Raw genomic sequence first — 19,324 nt, forward strand, 5'->3', positions numbered from 1 at the left:
CGGCGCTCCAGCGCCGCTCATGTGTCCGGCGCTACGCGCCGGATGCGGCGCTGGAGCGCCGCGGCCCGGCCAAGTCCCCATAACGGCTGTTTGAGCACCACTGGAGGGTCGTCATGAGGGCACCGGTCAGCCTCCAGGGAATCCTGCAGCGCATGGCGGCGGCGCGCGGCGTGCTGGTCCGGGGCGGCATCCTGGCGGTGGCGGTCGCGATCGTCGTCGTCTTTGCAAGCGAATGGGTGGGCTGGACGAGCAGCCGGACGCAGCAGACGACCGACAATGCCTATGTGCGCGGCGACATCACGCCGCTCAGCGCCAAGGTCGAGGGCATCGTGCGCGCCGTGCCGGTCAACGACTTCCAGGTCGTCAAGGCGGGCGAGCTGCTGGTCGAGATCGTCGACGACGACTACCGCGCGCGCCTGGCGCAGGCCGAGGCGGATGTGCTGGCGGCCGAGGCCAGCATCGACAACATCAAGGCGCGCAAGGCCATGCAGAAGCGTCAGCTCGACGAGGCCGAGGAGCAGATCAACGCGATCAAGGCCGATGTCGAGCGCAGCCGGCTGGAGGCCGAGCGCCAGCGCGAGCTGGTGAAATCGACCTATGGCACGGCCCAGCGGCTGGAGGTCGCCGTCGCCGAGGAGAAGCGGTTCCGCGCCCAGCTGGCGCGCAGCGAGGCCGATCTGGAGGCGCGGCGCACGCAGCTCGCCGTGCTCGATACCGAGGAAAGCGAGCTGCGCGCGGCGCTCAAGTCCAAGCAGGCCATGCTCGACCTGGCGCGCATCAATCTGGGCTACACCAAGGTGGCGGCGCCGATCGACGGCATGGTGGGCGAGCGCAACGTGCGCACCGGCCAATATGTGCGGCCCGGCACGCAGCTGATCACCGTGGTGCCGCTGCAGACGGTCTGGGTGGTCGCCAACTACAAGGAAACCCAGCTCACCCGGGTCGAGCCGGGACAGCGCGTCGATATCGCCGTCGACACCTTCCCCGGCGTGACGATCAGCGGGCATGTCGACAGCCTGGCCCCGGCCAGCGGCGCCCAGTTCAGCCTGCTGCCGCCGGACAACGCCACCGGCAACTTCACCAAGGTGGTGCAGCGCATTCCGGTGAAGATCGTGCTCGATGCCGACCATGCCCTCAAAGGCCGCCTGCGGCCGGGGATGTCGGTGGTCACCACCATCCATGCGGATGCGCCGGTGCGCCGATGAGCGACGTCGCGGTTCCTGCGGGCGGCATGCCGCCGGCGCCCGAGACGATCACGGCCCGGGCCGCGGTGGGCGTCCTCAGCGTGATGCTCGGCGCGGCGATGTCGACCCTCAGCACGCGCCTCGCCAGCTTCGGGCTGGCGGATATCCAGGGCGCGATCGGCGCCGGCTTCGACGAAGGGTCCTGGATCACGACAGCCTACACCGTCGGCGACATCGCCATCATACCGTTCGCGTCGTGGATCGGGCTGTCGTTCTCGGTGCGCCGCCTGGTGGTGATCAGCGCCGGCTGCTTCGTCATCTTCTCGCTGCTCTGCCCGCTGGCGCCGGACCTGCCGAGCCTGCTGGCGCTGCAATTCGCGCGCGGGCTGAGCGCCGGCACGCTGATCCCGGTGACGCTGTTCATCATGATCCGCTGGCTGCCGCTGCGCTGGCGGCTGTACGGGTTCGGGCTCTACAGCCTCAGCTCGACGTTCACGTCGAACATCTCGGCGACGTTCGAAGGCTGGATCACCGAAGCACTGTCATGGCGCTTCATCTTCTGGATGGCCGCGGCGGTCGGCGCCATGGTGGTGGCAGGCACCGCATGGGGGTTGCCGCGGGAGCCCTCCAACCGGGAGGTCCTTCGCAACGGCGACTGGTTCGGCATGGCCACCTGCGCGCTGGGCCTGGGCTTCCTGTCGGCGGCCCTGGACCAGGGCAATCGTCTCGATTGGCTGGGCTCGGGATTGATCAACGGCCTGCTGCTGGCCGGCGCGGGCCTGATGGTGGTTTTCGTCGTCCACGAGCTGCGGCATCCGGCGCCTCTGATCGACCTGCGCCTGCTGCGGCATATCAACCTCGCGCTGGGCATGGTGACCATGCTCGCGTTCCGCATCGCCTTGCTGGCCTCAGCCTACGTGCTGCCGCAGTACCTCACGCGCATCCAGGGCTATCGGCCGCAGGATGTCGGCGAGGTGCTGTTCTGGGTGGCGTTGCCGCAGCTGCTGCTGCCGTTCGTGATCCCCACGATCCTGCGCTTCGTCGATGTGCGGCTGCTGCTGGCGCTGGGCTTCGGCCTGCTGACCGCAAGCTGCTTCATGAGCGTGGAGATCACCCATGACTGGGCCGGGCCCGAGTTCCTGCCGGCGGAGTTCATCCAGGCCGTGGCGCAGCCCATCATCGTCGTCTCGGTGATCACGCTGGGCTTCTCCGTCGTGAAGTCACCGGCCGACGGCCTGAGCCTGGCGCGCCTCGTCAACCTCGTGCGCAGCTTCGGCGGCACGGTCGGCATCGCCGTCGTGGGCACGCTGATCACCGTGCGCGAGCATGTCCACGCCAACCTGATCAACCTCAACGTCGACATCGGCGACTGGATGACCGACCAGCGCACGGCGGCGCTGAGCAACGCCGTCGCCGGCCGCAGCGTCGGCGACGAGCAGGCGACGTTGCGTGGCTATGCATTGCTCGCGCGCGTCATCCAGCGCGAGGCCTTCGTCCTGGCCTACGCCGATGCCTTCGCCGTGATCGGGGCCGTGCTCCTGGTCGTGCTGCTGCTCTACGTGCTCGCCCGTCCGGTCGACGTGTCGGTCCATATCCCGAAGCGGGCGTGAGCGGGCCTGCTGTCATCCCGAGCGCAGCGAGGATCTTCCGCAGATGGCGCACGGTGCGTCCCTCGCGGGAGATCCCTCGCTGCGCTCGGGATGACGGCAGGCCTGGGATGACAAAGAAGATATGCGAATGCCCTGGCGCTCACTTTGAGAGATTCCGCATAGCCTCCGGCGCATCGACCTCGGTCATCCGGCCGCCCTGGATCAGAAGGAAGCGCGTGCCCAGCGTCTTCATGAACCGGCGGTCGTGGGACACCAGCACACAGGTCGCCGCGTGCGCCAGGATCTCGGCCTCGAGCTTCTCCTGCCCGGCGATGTCGACATGGTTGGTGGGTTCGTCCATCAGGTAGACATTCGGCTCGAGCAGGCGCAGCGCCAGCAGGCCCAGGCGCGCCTTCTGGCCCGGCGATAGCTGCGCAATGGGCTGAAGCTGCCGCTCCACCGCGAAGCCGGCGCCGGCCAGCAGGCTGCGGCTGCGCTGGTCGCCAAGGCGGAAGCTGTCGCCGATGAAGGCCAGCGGCGTTGCGCCGCCGGGCAGGTGCGACATGAGCTGGTCGATATAGCCGGGTACGACCGATGGGCTGATCGTGACCCCCGGCACGCTGTCATGCTCGATCATCGCCCGGCGCAGCAGCGCGATGAAGCGCGATTTGCCGACGCCATTGCGCCCCAGCACGATGAGACGATCCTGCTGCAGGATCGCGAGCTTGCCGGTGCGGAAGAGGGCGCGGCCATCCGGCGCTTCCACCGTGACATCGTCGAGCCTGACCAGCACGCGCGCATGCGTGCCGCGGTTGGCCAGCCGGATATCGCCCGGCTTCTCGACGGGTGCCCGCCGCAATGTCTGCTCGAGGTCGTCGGCGCGCTGTGCCATCTGCTTGGCCTTCTTCTGGGACGCATCGCTGCCGCTGTTGATGCCGATGTTGCGCAGGGCGTGGGCGCTCTGGCGCAGGCGGTCCGCCTCGCGGCTGTCCTTGGCGAATTTCGCCTCCTGTGCGGCGTCCGCCTCGGCCAGCAGGCGGCGGGCACGCGAGTAGGGATGGGCGTAGTAATGCGATATCCCCTCGCGCAGAAAGAGCGTGTGCGTCGTGCAGGTATCCAGGAACTGCCGGTCGTGGCTGGTGATCACCATGGGGATCCGGCGCGCCGGACTCGTGACCCACGCCTCCAGCAGGCCGATCTTGGCCAGGTCGAGATGGTTCGTCGGCTCGTCGAGCAGCAGCGCGTCGGGGTCAGTGACCCAGGCGCGCGCGATCAGCGCCAGCCGCTGCCAGCCGCCGCTGAGCGCCTGCAGGGGGCGCCCGCGCAGGTCGGCGGGCGTCTCCAGCTCGTCGAGCACGAGGTCGACCCGCCAGCTTTCGCTGTCGCGATCGGCCGGCGGCAAGGCCCGGCGCACGCAGTCGGCCAGGGACAGGCCCAGCAGGTTGGAGGGGACCTCCTGCTCGACGAGCCCGACCCGCAGGCCGCGCGAGCGCACGACCTCGCCGCTCGTGGGCTCGGCCAGGCCGGCCAGGCATCGCAGCAGGGTGGTCTTGCCGGTGCCGTTGCCGCCGACGAGGCCCAGGCGATCGGCATCACCGATCATCAGGTTGAGGTTCTGGAATAGGGGGGCAGGCGCAAGCACGCTCACGCTGCGCAGGCTGAACGAGCCCATGTTCGACTCACTGGTTGTCATGCCAACGGAAAGGCGCGCCCGCGGGCGAATGCCTCAAGATGCCGTTCGGGACAGACCAGACGGAGCGGAACGCTGTGGTGTCAGTTCCGTGCGATGGCCGGCCCCACGACGTGCTGTCGCGGGGCGTGGCAGGGGCCGCGCGGGTGGTGCTGATTGTATGCGCTCACGCAGCCCTCCCTGCCGGATGGAATCCGCTCGAGTGGTTACGGGATGTCGGTGCGGTTTGCAAGAGCACCCGTAGCCGCCCGGGACGGCGGTGTTCCGAATCCGGCACAGCCCGTGCGATCCAGGCTAGCGGGTATGTTGTCCGCGTGGTTGTGTGCGCTGCCCGCTACCGACGACATTGGCGGGCCGTCCATGCTGGGCCCGAGGAGGATTCTGTTGAGCTACGACGCCCCATTCGCCGGGTTGAAGGTGGTCGACCTGAGCCAGGGAATCGCCGGTCCCTATTGCGGCATGATGCTGGCGCAGCACGGCGCCAATGTGATCAAGGTCGAGACCACCGAGGGCGCGGGCGACTGGTCGCGCGGGCTGGGCGTGCGGTATGGCAACCATTCCGTGTTCTCGATCGTGGGCAACATGGGCAAGCGCAGCGTGGCGCTCAACCTCAAGACCGAGGCCGGCCGTGACGTGCTCTGGCGCCTGCTGGACGAGGCCGACGTGTTCATGGAGGGCTTCCGGCCGGGCGTCATCAAGCGGCTGGGCTTCGACTACGAGGCGGTGTCGGCGCGCGTGCCGCGGCTCCTCTACGTCTCGATCTCGGGCTTCGGCCAATCCGGACCGCTGGCCGAGCGGCCGGCGACGGACCCGGTGCTGCAGGCCTATACCGGCATGATGGTGGAGAACCGCGGCGAGGACGGCATCCCGCACCGCGTGCCGGTGATCGTGGTCGACATGTCCACCGCGCTCTACGCTTTCCAGGCGGTCTCGGCGGCGCTCTACGCGCGCCGCGACCAGCCGCGCGGCCGCTTCATCGAGATCAGCCTCATGCAGGCCGCCGCCGCGCTGCAGTCGATCCGCATGATGGCCTGCCATCTGGAGGGCGGCACCATGAAGCCCGGCGCCGTACCGGGCGGCGTGTTCAAGACGGCGGATGGCTGGATATCGATGGCGGTCATCAACGACCGCGACTGGCTGGCCATGTGCGAGGCGATGGAGCTGCCGCAGCTGGGCCGCGACGAGCGGTTCGCCACCCCGGCAGCACGGGTGGCTGATCCCGAGGCGCTCTATGCGATCGTCAGGCCGGCGCTCGCGGCGCGTCCGACGCAGCACTGGGCGGAACGGTTCGGCGCCGCGCGCCTGATGTACGAGCGTCTGAACTCATATGCTGAGTTCATGGCCCAGCCGCACGTGGAGGCAACCAGGCTGATCCATTGGCTGAACCAGCCCGGCATGACCCAACCCGTGCCGATGCCGATCCTGCCGGGCGCTGTGATGCCTGCCGACGGCACGCCAGGCGCCACGGCCCCGGTGTGCGGCCAGCATACCGAGGCCGTCCTGCGCGAGCACGGCTACAGCCCCGACGAGATATCGGGCCTCATGGCTGGCGGGGCTATCGCCTCGGCGCGGTGATCGGCGGGCCTGCGTGCGGCTTGGTCTCCCGGCTGCCGCCTGGACGGGCGGCGATCAGCTCTGCGCCTGCTGCTCGCGCAACGCCGCTTCCAGGCGATGGATGCGGTCTTCCTGGCGTTGATGCATGTCCATGAGCGAGTTGATCACCGAGATCAGGCCGGTCAGCACTTCCCAATGGCGGCCGTTGTCGGTGGTGCGGGCGGTGCGGCAGGCTGCCTGGACGGATTTCATCTGGTCTTTGAGGGATTTCATCTCGTCCATGCTCGCCACCGTCATTCGTTGCCGCCAGCATATAGCGCTACCAGGGAGCCATCGCCATCACAGAAAGGTCACTTGATGTGGAATGATCTGGTGACGGGGTCGCCGGTGATGCGATAGTCGAGGACCGCCTCGGCAGAGGAATCCACCATGCGCTATCTGCAGCGGATCTATGCCGTCCTGGTTCTCGCCGGCTTCTTCGCTGTCGCTCCGGCCCGCGCCGAGATGCCACTGCCGCGCGCCGACACGCCTGAAGACGTCGGCCTGTCGTCGTCGCAGCTGGCGCGCATCGAGGCGGTGACGCGGGAGCATATCGATTCAGGCCTGGTGCCCGGCGCCGTCATGCTTGTCGTCCGCCAGGGCAAGGTCGCGTGGTTCAAGACCCTGGGCTATCGCGATCGCGCCGCGAACGACCTGATGCGCCCGGATGCGATCTTCCGGATCTACTCGATGACCAAGCCGATCGTCAGCGTCGCCGCGATGATGCTGGTCGAGGAAGGCCGGATGCAGATCACCGATCCCGTGGCGCGCTTCCTGCCCGAGATCGGCAAGATGAAGGTGGGTGTCGAGAAGGCCGATGCGGCCGGCAAGCCGGCGCTGGAGCTGGTGGAGCCGGACCACCCGATGACGGTGCAGGATCTGCTGCGTCACACCTCGGGCCTGATCTACGGCGCGCGCGGCCATTCGCTGGTCAACACGGCCTATGTCCAGGCGCGCCTGGGCGATCGCGAGGCGAGCACCGCGGAGTTTGTGTCGCGGCTGTCGGCGTTGCCGTTGCGTTTCTCCCCGGGCACGCGCTGGGAGTATGGCGTGTCGACCGATGTGCTGGGCCGGCTGATCGAGGTCGTGTCGGGCAGGACGCTGAGCGCCTTCCTCGCGGAACGGATATTCCAGCCGCTGGGCATGAGCGACACGGCGTTCTACGTGCCGGCCGACAAGATGGCACGCGCCGCCCAGCCCTGGCAGCGCCCGGACGGACCGCCCATGACCCGGCGCTTCGACGTGGCGCAGAAGCCGCGCTTCGAATCCGGCGGTGGCGGGCTCACCGCGACCATGGAAGACTATCTGCGCTTCGCCCTGATGCTGTCGAACGGCGGCGAGCTGGGCGAGCAGCGCCTCCTGGGTCGCAAGACGATCGAGTTCATGACCGCCGACCATGTCGCGGGCCTGCCGGGGCGCCCGCCAGGACTGGGCTTCGGCCTCGGCTTCGAGGTGCGCCGCAGGGTCGGCGGCGCCGGCCTGCCCGGCTCGGTGGGCGAGTTCGGCTGGGCCGGCAATGCCGGCACCCTGTTCTGGGTCGACCCCAAGGAAGACCTGATTGCGATCTACATGGTGCAGGTGAGCGACGGCGATCGCATCATGCTGCGCAACCAGTTCCGCACGATGGTGCAGGCGGCGATCGTCGACTGAGATCGAATCGCTGGTCGCGGATACACCTGTCATCCCGAGCGCAGCGAGGGATCTCCTGCGCATGGCGCAGGGTGCGCTACTCGCCGGAGATCCCTCGCTGCGCTCGGGATGACAGTGGGACTGCAGCTACGCCACCGGGACCGCGGCCTCGTCCCTGGCCATCACGCCGTGGATCGCGGCGGCGATCTCGAAGGAGCGCAGGCGGGCTTTGTGGTCGTAGATCTGGCCCGCCATCATGAGCTCGTCGACGCCGGTCTCGGCGATAAAGGCCTCGATGCCGCGCCGCACCGTCTCCGGCGAGCCGACCAGCGCGCGGCTCATCGCATGCGCCACGCCGGCGCGCTCGGCCGCCGACCAGCGGCCTTCCATCGTGTCGACCGGCGGCTGCAGGGGGCCGGGCGTGCCGCGCCGCAGGTTGATGAACTGCTGCTGCAGCGAGGTGAAGAGACGCTGCGCCTCGGCATCGGTGTCGGCGGCGACCACCGCGATCCCGGCCATGGCGTAGGGCTGCGCAAGCTGCTCCGACGGCTTGAATTGCTGTCGATAGATGTCCAGCGCATCGAGCAGGTGGTCGGGCGCGAAATGCGAGGCGAAGGCGAAGGGCAAGCCCAGCGCCGCGGCGAGCTGGGCACCGAACAGGCTGGAGCCCAGGATCCAGATCGGGATGTCGAGTCCGGCTCCCGGCACCGCGCGCACGGCCTGCCCGGGTTGGGCCGGCTGCAGATAGGCCTGCAGCTCGATCACGTCCTGCGGAAAGCGGTCGGCGCCGGCGAGATAGCGGCGCAGGGCTTGCGCGGTGCGCATGTCCGTGCCCGGCGCGCGGCCCAGGCCCAGGTCGATGCGGCCGGGATAGAGGGACTCGAGCGTGCCGAACTGCTCGGCGACCATCAGCGGCGCATGGTTGGGCAGCATGATGCCGCCGGAGCCGACCCGGATGGTGCGCGTGCCGGCGGCGACATGTCCGATCACCACCGCCGTCGCGGCGCTGGCAATGCCGGGCATGTTGTGATGCTCGGCCAGCCAGTAGCGCTTGTAGCCCCAGCGTTCGGCATGCTGGGCGAGATCGAGGCTGTTGCGGAAGGCGAGGCCGGCATCGCCGCCGGCGATGATCGGCGACAGGTCGAGTACGGAAAAGGGAATCACGGCGGACCACCTGTTGGCGTGGCATGCGCTGCGCGCACGTTGCATTCGCGCCAGCATATGGGCATCCGCCGCAGGGACGCCAACTCTAAACCGGGTCGCTGCGCCAGGCGTGGTCAGCCTGTCACCGTCGCCAACCCGGCATCAGCCTGCCGAGGAGGCCCACCGGCCGGCCGGGCTGCACCAGCTTGAAATTGTTGGGGATCATGGCGTGGCCACGCCACAGCGGTATGGCGCCATGGCCTTCAGGGTCGAACGGATCGTCGGGACTGGCGAATCTCACCGCAGCGAAATGCCCTGTCTTGCTCAGATGCGCGCAGCTTTGGGCGATCTGAGCCCAGTTCGCGGGCGGTTCTGGGTCCGGGGCGGGATGGCGTGCCGCACGCACGACCACCCATTCCGGCCCGCGGTCTCCCTTGAACCAGATGGCCGGGTTCAGGTCCGGATCACCCGCCGATGCCGTGACCTCGCGGCCTTGCTCTTCCAGGCGCTCACGCACCGCTTCCACGGCGCAGTCGTGCACCTCCCAGTCGGTCATTTCGATGCGCTCGTCGGTGACCAATGCGCCCGGATCGACCGGCTCGCCGGTTTGCGCGTGGCGAAGGCCCCAGCCGCAATGGACCGGCGACCATGCATCCGATGAAAGCCGCATGGGCAGGACGCAGGGGTGTCCGCGGCAGGCACCGGCGATCCTCATCAGTCCCTTTCGGTTCCCCGGCAGCTCCAGCTCCCGGTGCTCATCCTCGATCTGGACGAAGAAAAGCTGGTTGCCGATGCGAAACGACAGGTGCTCCAGGAACGGCGGCTCAAAGCGTGCCTTGAGCCAGGCGAGCGATGCCGGCGCGTGCCGTTGGATGTGCTCGCCCGCCGCCTGCCAGCATTGATGGAACGCTTCGGCAGGCCGGTGCGCTTCAATCCGCTGCATGGCTTGCATCCCCCAACTTCAAGTTGTTTGTGTATAAATTTACACATATTTGCTAATAAATGGAAGGCCGCTCCCTGTTTTCTTGTGCCGGCGCGATGCGCGCCGCAGTGTTGTGCCAGCGTGTAGAGAGTGGAGCACGGCAATGCCGATCGACAAGCGGGTCGCGACGGCCGCGGACGCGTTGCGCGACGTGAGGGACGAGGCCACCGTATTCATCACCGGCTTCGGCGGCGCCGGCTTTGCCAATGTGCTCTTACGCGCGCTTTGTGAGCACGGGCCCAAGGACCTGACGCTGGTCGTGAACTCGGCGACCCATCCGGCGTCGCTGACCCACGAGCTGATCGCGGCCGGCCTGGTGCGCAAGGTGATCGCCAGCAGCGGCCGTGGGCGCGGCGCCGAGCTGTCGCCTTTCGAGCTGCTGCTGCGCGACGGCAGGATCGAGCTCGAGTGCGTGCCGCAAGGCACTTTCGCCGAGCGTATCCGCGCCGGCGGTGCCGGCATCCCGGCGTTCTTCACGCCGGTCGGCTTCGGCACCGATCTCGCCCGCGGCAAGGAGACCCGCACCATCGCCGGCCGCGATTGCGTGCTGGAGGAGGCGATCACCGGCGATCTCGCCCTGGTGCGCGCCGATATCGCCGACCGCTACGGCAATCTGGCCTTCCGCCATGCGCAGATGAATTTCGGACCGGCCATGGCCACCGCCGCATCCCTCACCGTGGCCGAGGTGCGTGAAGCGCACGAGGCGCCCATTCCACCCGAGCGCGTGCAGGTGCCCGGTGTCTTCGTCGACCGCGTCGTCGCGGTGGGAGGCTGAGTTGCCGCAGCCCCTGAACCGCGATCAGATGGCCTGGCGGGCGGCGCAGGACATCGCCGACGGCATGGTCGTCAATCTCGGGATCGGCATTCCGGTGCTGGCATCGGATCACCTGCCGGCCGGCCGCGACGTCTTCTTCCAGTCGGAGAACGGCGTCATCGGTGTCGGCCCCGCCGCGGCACCCGACGGTATCGAGCCCGACCTGGTCGACGCCGGCAGCCGCAAGGTCACGTTGCGGCCGGGCGGCAGCATCATCGATTCGGCCTGGTCGTTCGCCATGATCCGTGGCGGCCATATTGACGTGACCATCCTCGGCGCCTTCGAGGTGGCGGCCAATGGCGACCTTGCCAACTGGGATGCCCGTGTGCCCGACAAGGGCCCGCTGGTCGGCGGCGCGATGGACCTGGCGGTGGGCGCCAAGGCGACCTGGGTGATCATGGAGCACACGACCCGGGACGGGCGGCCGCGCCTGCTCGAGGCCTGCACCCTGCCGCTGACGGCGGTGCGCTGCGTCCAGCGCGTCTACACCGATCTTGCCGTCATCGACGTGACGGCCGACGGCTTCATCGCGCGCGAGCTGCTGGCCGGCATGAGCCTGGAGGCGCTGCGCGCCCGCACCGGCGCCGCCATCACGCCCGCGCCCGGCTGCCGCCCCCTGGTCGCGCCGGCGCTTGGTCATGGCGGCTGATGTTGACGCACGGCGGCGTGAGCCGGACCGCGCGCCTCCCGGCGCGCTCATGGTGCGAAGAGCGCGGCAGGAGCCGCGCGGTCCGGCCCCCGCCGAAGGATTATCCCGCCGGCGCCACGGACAGGCCCGCCACCTTGTGGCGTGCGATGAGGCCGGCGACGAAGCCCGAAGCCTTCAGCGCCTCGACCTGCTCGCGCAGGAAGGCGGCGCCCGCGGTGTTGGCGCGCGCCGTGCCGACGGCCTGCTGCACGGCGGTGAACTGGCCGTCGAGGATGCGCGCGCCGGGAATCTTCTGCACATCCGCCAGCAGCCGTGGCCGCAAGCCGGCGAGCGCATCGAGCTTGTCGCGCACGAACTGCTCGCAGGCGGCATCGAGGCTGCCCGAGCGCATCAGCTCGGCGTGCTTGATGTTGCGCGCGAGCCACAGATCATAGGCGCTGCGCGCCGTCACGGCGATGCGCACGCCGGGCCGGTCGACGTCAGCCACGCTGTGCAGCGGCGAGCCGGCCGGCACGAGGTATGTCGCCTCGATCTCGACATAGGCAGCGGTGAACGCGATCGTCTCGGCGCGCGCCGGCTCGGCGCCGATCAGGCCGATATCCCAGGCGCCGCTGCCGGCGGCATCGGCCAGCTCGCCCGGCGTCTTGTAGGGCACGTACTTCACCGGCACGCCCAGGCGGGTCGCGATCTCGCGCGCCATATCGGGCGCCACGCCTTCAGGATCGCCATCGGCGCTGCGGCCGGTGACCAGCAGGAAATTGCCAAGATTGATGCCGGCACGCAGGACGCCCGTTGGCGCGAGCTGGGCGATGACGTCTGGGGACATGGGCTGACCTTGCAATCGAATGATGCCGGCTATCGTATGTTGATCCGTCGCGGGAGCGCAATTCACCGGGAGCGCGCCACTGGAGTGGCGCGCTCCCGGCAGATCACCGTTCCGCGTCGAGGCGCGCGTTGAGCGCGGCGGCGAACCGGTCGAGATCGGACAGCGCCAGATCGGCGATGGCGTGGAACACGAAGCCGCCATGCGACCAGCGACGCAGGCCGAAGCCGTTGCGCACCTCGCTGCTCACGCCGGGGCTGTCGCCGGGCCAGAGGAAGAGCGCCAGCACATGGCGGTTGCGCTGGTAGACGAGCACCGCCGTCTTGCGGCCGTCGATGACGTCGACGCGGCCGCCCACCAGCGGGAAGCCGTCGGTGGTGAGGTCATGGACCGGCGGGGCATAGGCGACCCGGCCGCCGAACCACGGCTTCACCGTGTGGCGGTCGGATGAGGCGACGTCCACGGGCCGGTCGGTGGCCGTCACCCGCAGGTAGCCGTCCACGATCTCGCGCGCCTCTTGCGGTGCGTCCGCGGTTGTCGGCAGGAAGCGGCCGCCGGCCCAGCCGACGCCGAGCGCGACGACGATGGCAGCGGCCCAACGCATCGTGTTCCGCCGCGTGGCAGAGGGCGCCGCCGCGGCATGACGCGGCATCGCCACCACCGTGGCGCCGTTGCCCTGCGCCGGCAGGGCGGCGAGGATATTGGCCCGTAAGCTGTCCGGCGCGCGCGGCACCGGCGCTGCCCGCAGCGCATCACGCAGCAGCCGGGCCTCCTCGAGGCGCTGCCGGCAGCCGGGGCACTGGGGCAGGGCGCGCTCCAGCGCGACCGCCATGTCGGCCGACAGCTCGCCATCGGCGTAGGCGTCGATCAGGGCTTCGCAGGTGGCGCAATCCATCGCCGTCATCCTCGTCAATCGTCCTCGGCGCGGCGCCGGATCTCGGCCGCCAGCGCCGCGCGCGCCCGCGCCAGGCGCGACATCACCGTGCCGATCGGCACGTCCAGGATCGTCGCGATATGCTTGTAGGAGAGCTCCTCGAGCTCGCGCAGCACCAGAACCTCCCGCGCCGCCACCGGCAGGGCATCGAGCGCGGCCATCACCGAGCGCTTCGCGTCGGCCGCCAGCAAGGCCTTCTCCGGCGTCACCGGCGGGGCGGCGAGCGCCTCGGTGCCGGCCAATGCTTCGTCGAGCGCCACGTCGGCATCCTCCAATCCGGCCATCGGCGCGCCGCGCGCGCGACGCAGCGACATGAACGTGTTGCGCACGATCGTCAGCAGCCAGGGGCGCGCATCCTGGCCATGGAATGTCTCGAAGTAGCGCCAGGCGCGCAGGAACGCCTCCTGCGCGACGTCCTGCGCCTCGCTGTCGTTGCGCGTCAGCCGGCGCGCGAAACCGTAGGCGGCATCGAGGTGCGGCAAGGCCAACGCCGCGAAGCGCTGCGCCCGGGCGGTGTCAGTCATGCCGGCGACGCGAGACATCGATCCCAGACCAGACCATGGCCGTTTTTATTCCATCCGGGATGTCGCCGGAATAACCGTTGGGCATCCCCGGTATCCCCCAGCACGTCCCCTCTGCGCGGGACGCGAGGAGGGCAGGATGCAGACAGGCTACGATCGCCGTGAATTCCTCAGGCTCGGCGGCATCGCCGGCGTCGCCTTCGCCTCGGGGCTGTTCCCGGCCGCCGGCGGCGCCCAGGCGCAAGGCAGCGATTTCCATTTCGTGCAGTTTTCGGACACGCATTGGGGCTACACCGGTCCCGCCAACCCGGACGCGGCGCATACGCTCGAGAAAGCCGTCGAGACGGTCAACGGCCTGGCGGCGCAACCCGACTTCATCGTCTTCACCGGCGACCTCACCCACACCACTGACGACCCCAAGGAGCGCCGCGCGCGGCTCAAGCGCTTCAAGGAGATCGTCTCGGCGCTGCGCGTGAAGGATGTCCGCTTCATGCCCGGGGAGCACGACGCGTCGCTCGACCGCGGCGAAGCCTACAAGGAGTTCTTCGGCGCGCCCAACTACACCTTCGATCACAAAGGCGTGCATTTCATCGCGCTCGACAACGTCTCGGACCCGGCCGCCAGGGTGGGCGACGAGCAGCTGGCGTGGCTCGCAGCCGACCTCAAGCAGCGCAAGCCCGAGGACCGCATCGTGGTGATGACGCACCGGCCGCTGTTCGACCTCTATCCGTCATGGGACTGGGCGACCGCCGATGGCGCCAAGGTCATGGAGCTGCTGATGCCCTACCGCAATGTCGTGGTGTTCTATGGCCATATCCACCAGGAGCACCACCACGTCACCGGCCATATCGCGCACCATGCAGCGCAATCGCTGGTCTTCCCGCTGCCTGCGCCAGGCTCCCAGCCGCGGCGCGCGCCTCTGCCGTTCGATGCGGCGACGCCCTATCGCGGGCTGGGCACGCGCGACGTCGCCGTCGGCGTGGCCAGCTCCTATGCCCTCAAGGAACTGCCGGTCGCCAAGGCCTGAGCCATGATCAACCGTAGAACGACGCTGCGATGGCTGGCAGCGGCGCCGGTCGCTTCCGGCCTGGCGGCTGCCGTCGGCCTTGCCGCCGAGCCGGCCGTGCGCGAGATCCGCATCTCGGCCAAGAAGTTCGAGTTCACCCCCTCGAGCGTCACCGCACGGGTCGGCGAGCCCGTCATGCTGCTGCTGAGCTCGGAAGACCGCATCCACGGCTTCAAGATGCCCGACTTCAACCTGCGCACCGACATCGTGCCGGGCGTCGTCACCGCGGTGCAGCTGACGCCGGACCGTGCCGGCAGCTTCTCCTATTTCTGTGACATCTTCTGTGGCGATGGTCACGAGGACATGGGCGGCACGATGCTGGTGGAAGGGTAGGGGAATTCCTCCCCAACGAAGTTGGGGAGGTGCCCCGAAGGGGCGGAGGGGAGGCGACGTGGTCTCAGTTACGAAGACCCGGCTGCCTCCCCCTCCGCCCGTCGGGCACCTCCCCAACCAGGGTTGGGGGAGGGAACGACACTGCCCAGCCAAACCGCTCCAGCCCGCGCCGGCCTTCGGGGGTGAGTCCGTAGAGCGCGCGGCCGACGTGCTCGAACCAGCCATAGGCGTCTTGCAGAAGGATCCGGCCGGCGCTGGGCAGGTCATCGGCGGCGCGCAGCTGCGCCGGGGTCATCGGACCATGCGTCGCCAGCAGGGCGGCGCAGCGCAACGCCTGCTGACGATATGCCGTCATGACCGGCTGCCGGGTCGTGGCGCCGCCGCGGTTGGGATCCCCGACCCGACGCGCATGCTCGCCCAGCAGGCGCTGCACGCGCCTTGTGTTCTTGCGCGGCTGGTACGGCAGCGGATCGAGCAGGACGTCGACACGCGGGCCGCTGACCAGCATCAAGCCCAGGCCCAGCCGGCGGCACAGCCTCTTGATGTCGCGCAGCCGCTTGGGCCAGGCGCCGATCGCGAGGTAGACCGTGTCGCTCAGGCTCAGCCGGTCGACGCCCTGCAGCACCAGGCTGAGGTTGAAGGCGCGCTTGAGCTCGACCACGACCGGCGGCTCCGCGCCACGCACGGCCACGATATCGCATTGGCGGATCTCGCCCTTCACGACATAGCCCTGGCCTTCGAGGAAGGCCTTCACGGGCGCATAGAGATCAGTCTCGGCCGTCATCGCGGCGCGAGAATGGCAGATCGGCCATGGCGTTCACAAGCGCGACACCCTATGCTCAGAATGGCGAACGCTGGGCCGCAGCATCAGCGTCGTTCTGGCGGGATGGAAGCGATGGGCGCAGTCGAGCTGTTCGCCATCGATTTTTTCCAGGCGCTGATCACCGGCCTGCTGGTCGGCGGCACCTATGCCCTGATGTGTGTCGGGCTGGGCATGATCTTCGGGGTCATGCGCGTGGTGAACTTCGCCCAGGGCGATTTCTTCATGCTCGGCATGTACGCCGCCTACTATGTCGCCACGGCGCTGGGCGTGATGGCCGTGCTCGGGCCCTATGTCGGTCCGGTGGTCGCGGGCCTGCTTGCGGGGCCGATCGTGTTTGCGGTCGGCTGGCTGCTGCACCGGTTCCTTGTCGGGCGCGTCACCGGCGTGGCGGCGGTCGGCGCCGAGGGCGATGGCCACTATGCCCAGATCATCCTCACCCTGGGCATCGCGCTGGTGCTGCAGAACGGCGGGCTCATCCTGTTCGGCTCGCTGCCGCTGTCGGTGCCGACCCCGATGTCGCGCGAGTCGTGGGAGCTCGGCGAGTTCCTGATCAACCAGGCCCGCGCGGTGAGCTTCGCGGTCGCCATCGTCGTCGCCCTCCTGCTGTACCTCTTCCTCAAGCGAACGACGCTGGGCAAGTCGATGCGCGCTGCCGCGGACAACGCCGAGGCGGCCCTCTACATGGGCATCGATGTCGACCGCTGCCATCGCACCGCCTTCGCCCTGGGATGCGGCGTGACGGCGATCGCCGGCGGCCTGATCGCGTCTTCCCAGTCATTCCAGCCCTATATCGGCTTCGACTTCGTGATCACCATGTATGCCGGCGTCGTGCTGGGCGGGCTGGGCAGCATCCTGGGTGCCTTCTGGGGCGGCATGACCATCGGCCTGGTGCAGCAGATGTCGACCCTGGTGCTGCCGTTCCAGCTGCAGAACACGGCGATCTTCGTGGTCTTCCTGCTGATCGTGTTCTTCCGGCCGCACGGCATGTTCGGCCGCTCGGCGGAGCGGACCTGAGCCGTGGCGCGCCGCCGCCCTCCCTACCGCGAGCTGACCGCGATAGCCGGCATCGTCGGCGCCTTCGTCGTGGTGCTGCTGCTGGTCGACAGCGCCTATTACAGGCTGATCCTGACGCTGGTCGTGATCTGGGCCACCCTGGGGCTGGCCTGGAACATGCTGTCGGGCTACGGCGGGCTGATCTCGTTCGGCCATGCCGCGTTCTTCGGCCTGGGCGCCTACACTGTCACCCTGGCGATGGTGAAGCTCGACATCACGCCATGGCTCGGCATCCCGATGGGCGTCGTGGTCGGGATGGTTGCCGGGCTGCTGGTCGGGCTGCCGACATTCCGGCTGCGCGGCCACTATTTCGGCCTGGCGATGCTCGCCTATCCGCTGGCCATGCTCTACGTGTTCGAGTGGCTGGGCTACCAGGAAGTGACGCTGCCCATGAAGCGCGAGCAGCCGGCGGCCTGGATGCAGTTCAGCGACCCGCGCGTGCATGCGCTGCTCGGCCTCGGCCTGATGGTGCTGGCGCTGCTGGCGTCGCTCGCCGTCGAGCGCTCGCGCTTCGGCCGGGCGCTGCGCGCCATCAAGCAGAACGAGGCCGCGGCCGAGGCGGCCGGCATCGACACCTGGCGCTGGAAGATGCCCGCCATGGTGCTGTCGGCCGGCTTCGCCGCGGCAGCCGGAGGGCTCTATGCGGTGGTGCTGCTGATCGTCACGCCGCCGACCGTGTTCGGGGTGCTGGTCTCGGCCCAGGCGCTGATCGTCTGCCTGTTCGGCGGCGTCGGCACGCTGTGGGGACCGGTGATCGGCGCCGCCATCCTGGTGCCGCTGGCCGAGATCCTGCACGGCGAGCTGGGCAGCGTCGTGCCCGGCATCCAGGGCGTGGTGTACGGGCTGGCCATCATTGGCATCATCCTGCTGGCGCCGGAGGGGATCTTCTGGCGCCTGCGCGACCGCTTCTTCGCGCGTGCCCCCGAGGTCCCCAAGCTGGCGCCAGCGCCGGACCCGCCGGTCGCGCTCGCGCGGCCGCACCACGAGCTGCTGGTGCTTGAAGGCGTGTCGCGCGCGTTCGGCGGCCTGCGTGCCATCGACAACGTGTCGCTCGCCGTCGAGGAGGGCACGGTGCACGGCATCATCGGGCCCAACGGCGCCGGCAAGACGACGCTGTTCAACGTCATCAACGGCTTCCTGCAGCCCGATTCGGGCACCATCCGGTTCGACGGCCGCGACATCGTCGGGCTGCGGCCCAACCGCATCTGCCGCGCCGGCATCGGCCGCACGTTCCAGATCGTGCGCGCGTTCCCGCGCATGACCGTGCTCGAGAACGTCACGACGGGCGCCTATGTCGCCACGCCGGATGACAGAGAGGCCGAACGGCTGGCGCTATGGGCGATCGACCGCGTCGGCCTGAGCCGGCGCGAGGCCGGACAGATGGCCGCCGGCCTCACCATGCGCCAGCTGCGCCTGCTGGAGCTTGCCCGGGCGGTGGCGGCGCGGCCCCGGCTGCTGCTGCTGGACGAGATCCTCGCCGGGCTGGGCCATGCCGAGCTGGAGGAGGTCGTGGAGGCAATCCGGCGCATCGCGCGTGGTGGCACCACCGTGCTGATCATCGAGCATACGATGCACGCCATGGTGCGCCTGGCCGACCGGCTGACGGTGCTCGACCACGGCGCGCTGATCGCCGACGGGCCGCCGGCGGAGGTGACGCGCGATGCGGCGGTGATCGAGGCTTATCTCGGCCGGAAATGGGTGCAGCGTGCTGCGGATCGCGTCGCTTGACGTCGCCTATGGCGGCCTGCGCGCGCTCGATGGCGTCAGCATCGAGGTGGCGCACGGCCAGTTCGTCGCCGTCGTCGGCCCCAACGGCGCCGGCAAGACCACCTTGTTCCGCGCCATATCGGGCACGGTGACGCCTGCCGGCGGCACCATCCACTACGACGGCCATGACCTGCTCGCGGTGCCGGCGGCGCGGCGGCCGCATCTGGGCATCGCCCACGTGCCCGAGGGGCGGCAGGTGTTCCCGTCGATGACGGTGCTCGAGAACCTGGAGCTGGGCGCCTACACCGAGGCGGGGAGGGCGCGGTGGCGCGAATCCCTCGACCTGGTGCTGCAGCTTTTCCCGGTGCTCGGCGCACGGCGCGGGCAGCTCGCCGGCACCCTCTCGGGCGGCGAGCAGCAGATGCTGGCGATCGGCCGGGGACTGGCGTCGGCGCCCAAGCTGCTGATGCTGGACGAGCCGTCCATGGGCCTCGCGCCGGCGGTCGCCGACACGATCTTCGACCGCATCCAGCAGATCCACCACGAGCACGGCGTTGCCGTGCTGCTGGTCGAGCAGCGCGTCGCCGAGGCGCTCGAGAGCTGCGATCGCGGCTACGTCCTGGAGACCGGCCGGATCGTCATGCAGGGCAACCACGATGCGCTGATCGCCGACGACAGGGTGAAGAAGGCGTACCTCGGTCTTTAATTTCTTTCCTCCCCACGCAGTGGGGAGGTGCCCGAAGGGCGGAGGGGAGACGACGAGGTCATTGTAGCAAGCATCACGTTGGCTC

The 19,324-nt window shown here is 69.2% G+C and carries 19 protein-coding genes; 11 read left to right on the forward strand and 8 right to left on the reverse strand.

The genetic code is table 11. From position 1 onward, the window contains the following. Positions 1-113: 113 nt before the first annotated feature. Positions 114-1,205 carry an HlyD family secretion protein gene (locus tag FHP25_RS27875; RefSeq protein ID WP_231712504.1) on the forward strand — a complete coding sequence of 364 codons (1,092 nt, stop codon included), beginning with the start codon at positions 114-116 and terminating at the stop codon, positions 1,203-1,205. Further along, positions 1,202-2,794, forward strand: a complete 1,593-nt coding sequence (locus tag FHP25_RS27880; protein WP_147850261.1) for a DHA2 family efflux MFS transporter permease subunit — start codon at positions 1,202-1,204, stop codon at positions 2,792-2,794. The genes FHP25_RS27875 and FHP25_RS27880 overlap by 4 nt, the downstream gene beginning before the upstream one ends. Before the next feature lie 139 nt (positions 2,795-2,933). On the opposite strand, the gene FHP25_RS27885 is transcribed toward FHP25_RS27880, so the two are convergent. Beyond that, positions 2,934-4,445, reverse strand: coding sequence for an ATP-binding cassette domain-containing protein (locus tag FHP25_RS27885; protein WP_147850340.1), 1,512 nt, complete (start codon positions 4,443-4,445; stop codon positions 2,934-2,936). 402 nt (positions 4,446-4,847) lie between these two features. Here FHP25_RS27885 and FHP25_RS27890 point away from each other — a divergent pair, with 402 nt between their 5' ends. After that, positions 4,848-6,038 carry a CaiB/BaiF CoA transferase family protein gene (locus FHP25_RS27890; protein ID WP_178133827.1) on the forward strand — a complete coding sequence of 397 codons (1,191 nt, stop codon included), beginning with the start codon at positions 4,848-4,850 and terminating at the stop codon, positions 6,036-6,038. Between the two features lie 54 nt (positions 6,039-6,092). Here FHP25_RS27890 and FHP25_RS27895 read toward each other — a convergent pair whose 3' ends face one another. Then, the gene (locus FHP25_RS27895) at positions 6,093-6,299 is read right to left on the reverse strand and encodes a hypothetical protein (protein ID WP_147850263.1); all 207 of its coding nucleotides are present in this window, start codon (positions 6,297-6,299) and stop codon (positions 6,093-6,095) included. Between the two features lie 147 nt (positions 6,300-6,446). Between FHP25_RS27895 and FHP25_RS27900 the strand changes: the two genes are divergently transcribed. Next, positions 6,447-7,706 carry a serine hydrolase domain-containing protein gene (locus tag FHP25_RS27900; RefSeq protein WP_147850264.1) on the forward strand — a complete coding sequence of 420 codons (1,260 nt, stop codon included), beginning with the start codon at positions 6,447-6,449 and terminating at the stop codon, positions 7,704-7,706. Between the two features lie 126 nt (positions 7,707-7,832). Here FHP25_RS27900 and FHP25_RS27905 read toward each other — a convergent pair whose 3' ends face one another. Beyond that, positions 7,833-8,849 (reverse strand): LLM class flavin-dependent oxidoreductase, encoded by a 1,017-nt coding sequence (locus tag FHP25_RS27905; protein WP_147850265.1) that lies wholly within the window; start codon positions 8,847-8,849, stop codon positions 7,833-7,835. Between the two features lie 121 nt (positions 8,850-8,970). Then, positions 8,971-9,771 carry a hypothetical protein gene (locus FHP25_RS27910; protein ID WP_147850266.1) on the reverse strand — a complete coding sequence of 267 codons (801 nt, stop codon included), beginning with the start codon at positions 9,769-9,771 and terminating at the stop codon, positions 8,971-8,973. A gap of 142 nt (positions 9,772-9,913) precedes the next feature. On the opposite strand from FHP25_RS27910, the gene FHP25_RS27915 reads away from it, so the two are divergent. Continuing rightward, on the forward strand, positions 9,914-10,585 hold the full coding sequence (locus tag FHP25_RS27915; RefSeq protein ID WP_147850267.1) for a CoA transferase subunit A: 672 nt from the start codon (positions 9,914-9,916) through the stop codon (positions 10,583-10,585). A gap of 28 nt (positions 10,586-10,613) precedes the next feature. Then, positions 10,614-11,273, forward strand: a complete 660-nt coding sequence (locus FHP25_RS27920) for a 3-oxoacid CoA-transferase subunit B (protein WP_178133836.1) — start codon at positions 10,614-10,616, stop codon at positions 11,271-11,273. Positions 11,274-11,373: 100 nt separating this feature from the next. Here FHP25_RS27920 and FHP25_RS27925 read toward each other — a convergent pair whose 3' ends face one another. The 3 genes from FHP25_RS27925 to FHP25_RS27935 form a co-directional block, all read right to left on the reverse strand. Next, positions 11,374-12,099, reverse strand: coding sequence for a transporter substrate-binding domain-containing protein (locus FHP25_RS27925; protein WP_147850269.1), 726 nt, complete (start codon positions 12,097-12,099; stop codon positions 11,374-11,376). Between the two features lie 103 nt (positions 12,100-12,202). Further along, positions 12,203-12,991 carry an anti-sigma factor family protein gene (locus FHP25_RS27930; RefSeq protein WP_178133828.1) on the reverse strand — a complete coding sequence of 263 codons (789 nt, stop codon included), beginning with the start codon at positions 12,989-12,991 and terminating at the stop codon, positions 12,203-12,205. 14 nt (positions 12,992-13,005) lie between these two features. Beyond that, entirely contained in the window at positions 13,006-13,554 is a 549-nt protein-coding gene (locus FHP25_RS27935) for a sigma-70 family RNA polymerase sigma factor (protein WP_178133829.1), read from the reverse strand. A gap of 136 nt (positions 13,555-13,690) precedes the next feature. On the opposite strand from FHP25_RS27935, the gene FHP25_RS27940 reads away from it, so the two are divergent. Together FHP25_RS27940 and FHP25_RS27945 are read left to right on the forward strand one after the other, a co-directional pair. After that, on the forward strand, positions 13,691-14,578 hold the full coding sequence (locus FHP25_RS27940; protein WP_147850272.1) for a metallophosphoesterase family protein: 888 nt from the start codon (positions 13,691-13,693) through the stop codon (positions 14,576-14,578). Positions 14,579-14,581: 3 nt separating this feature from the next. Further along, positions 14,582-14,950, forward strand: a complete 369-nt coding sequence (locus tag FHP25_RS27945) for a cupredoxin domain-containing protein (RefSeq protein ID WP_147850273.1) — start codon at positions 14,582-14,584, stop codon at positions 14,948-14,950. A gap of 64 nt (positions 14,951-15,014) precedes the next feature. Here the strand turns inward: FHP25_RS27945 and FHP25_RS27950 are convergent, their stop codons facing one another. Next, a complete protein-coding gene (locus FHP25_RS27950) occupies positions 15,015-15,734 on the reverse strand; it encodes a DUF2161 domain-containing phosphodiesterase (RefSeq protein ID WP_147850274.1) in 720 nt (239 codons plus the stop codon). Between the two features lie 111 nt (positions 15,735-15,845). Here FHP25_RS27950 and FHP25_RS27955 point away from each other — a divergent pair, with 111 nt between their 5' ends. Genes FHP25_RS27955 through FHP25_RS27965 form a run of 3 tightly spaced genes read left to right on the forward strand, consistent with a single transcriptional unit; the run spans position 15,846 to position 19,239 of the window. Further along, positions 15,846-16,787 (forward strand): branched-chain amino acid ABC transporter permease, encoded by a 942-nt coding sequence (locus FHP25_RS27955; protein ID WP_147850275.1) that lies wholly within the window; start codon positions 15,846-15,848, stop codon positions 16,785-16,787. A gap of 3 nt (positions 16,788-16,790) precedes the next feature. Beyond that, positions 16,791-18,554, forward strand: a complete 1,764-nt coding sequence (locus FHP25_RS27960) for a branched-chain amino acid ABC transporter ATP-binding protein/permease (RefSeq protein ID WP_218578643.1) — start codon at positions 16,791-16,793, stop codon at positions 18,552-18,554. After that, the gene (locus tag FHP25_RS27965; RefSeq protein ID WP_147850276.1) at positions 18,532-19,239 is read left to right on the forward strand and encodes an ABC transporter ATP-binding protein; all 708 of its coding nucleotides are present in this window, start codon (positions 18,532-18,534) and stop codon (positions 19,237-19,239) included. Before FHP25_RS27960 ends, FHP25_RS27965 begins: the two co-directional genes overlap by 23 nt. Positions 19,240-19,324 lie beyond the last annotated feature (85 nt).

Source organism: Vineibacter terrae (assembly GCF_008039615.1).
Classification (GTDB): Bacteria; Pseudomonadota; Alphaproteobacteria; order Reyranellales; family Reyranellaceae; genus Vineibacter; species Vineibacter terrae.